Origin of the sequence: Streptococcus sp. GMD1S (assembly GCF_000296875.1) — a bacterium.
In the GTDB taxonomy this organism is placed as follows: domain Bacteria; phylum Bacillota; class Bacilli; order Lactobacillales; family Streptococcaceae; genus Streptococcus.
In genome coordinates this window covers 1-853 of the sequence record NZ_AJQY01000208.1, presented here as the reverse complement: position 1 = coordinate 853, position 853 = coordinate 1, and the positions used below count along the sequence as shown (strand labels likewise).

Sequence of the window (853 nt, the reverse complement as noted above, 5' to 3'; positions counted from 1 at the left end):
AGTGAACATGACCAATATAGCCGTAGTCCTAAAGAGCGCGTGATGGCCTTCTACGATACCCTCAAGAAAAAAGGGGTCAACTGTGTTGTCCGTCAAGAGCATGGTACAGATATTGATGCAGCTTGTGGACAATTACGCTCCAATACAATGAAACGTGACCGCCAGAAGGCAGTCGCAGCGGTAAATCCATAAAATGACTAAAAAAAGAGAATTATTCTTAAGATTGGGAGTGGCTGTTTACAGCCTATGTATTGTCTGTTTTTGCTTCACTCCCCAGCCTCAACTTCCTACAGGAGTGGAAACTCCAGGTATTCAAACTTTTGGACGCCTGGTTTTTCTTTTAACTCCCTTAAACTCCCTTTGGAATCTGGGTGAAGTGACCAGTTTGGGACAAGTCCTTTGGATCTTTTTGCAGAACATTTTAAATGTCTTCTTGCTTTTCCCACTAGTCTTTCAACTGATTTATCTCTGTCCAAATTTACGACAAACGAAAAAAATCATCCTTCTCAGTTTTCTACTGAGTCTAGGAATTGAGTGCACGCAACTGGTCTTAGACTTTTTCTTTGATTTTAATCGCGTCTTTGAGATTGATGATTTGTGGACCAATACCCTGGGAGGCTATCTGGCTTGGGTCCTCTATAAAGGACTGCATAAAAACAAGATAAGGAATTAGAATGAGTATTTTAGAAGTTAAAAATTTAAGTCACGGTTTTGGTGACCGTGCAATTTTTGAAGATGTGTCTTTCCGTCTCCTCAAGGGAGAACATATCGGTCTAGTCGGTGCCAATGGTGAAGGAAAATCAACCTTTATGAGCATCGTGACTGGTAAGATGTTACCAGATGAAGGGAAGGT

At 41.1% G+C, this 853-nt stretch carries 2 protein-coding genes and 1 pseudogene; all 3 read left to right on the top strand.

Translation table 11 applies throughout. The features are described from left to right. Positions 1-192: pseudogene (locus GMD1S_RS11870) on the top strand (hypothetical protein); the annotation flags it as partial. Between the two features lies 1 nt (position 193). After that, positions 194-673, top strand: coding sequence for a VanZ family protein (locus GMD1S_RS08325; protein ID WP_000163100.1), 480 nt, complete (start codon positions 194-196; stop codon positions 671-673). Position 674: 1 nt separating this feature from the next. Then, a partial coding sequence (locus GMD1S_RS11865; RefSeq protein WP_008281176.1) for an ATP-binding cassette domain-containing protein occupies positions 675-853 on the top strand: 179 nt, incomplete at its 3' end.

What these genes read in the sequence shown, in the direction of transcription:
- GMD1S_RS08325 (WP_000163100.1), top strand. Translation starts at nt 194, where the DNA reads ATGACTAAAAAAAGAGAATTATTCTTAAGATTGGGAGTGGCTGTTTAC.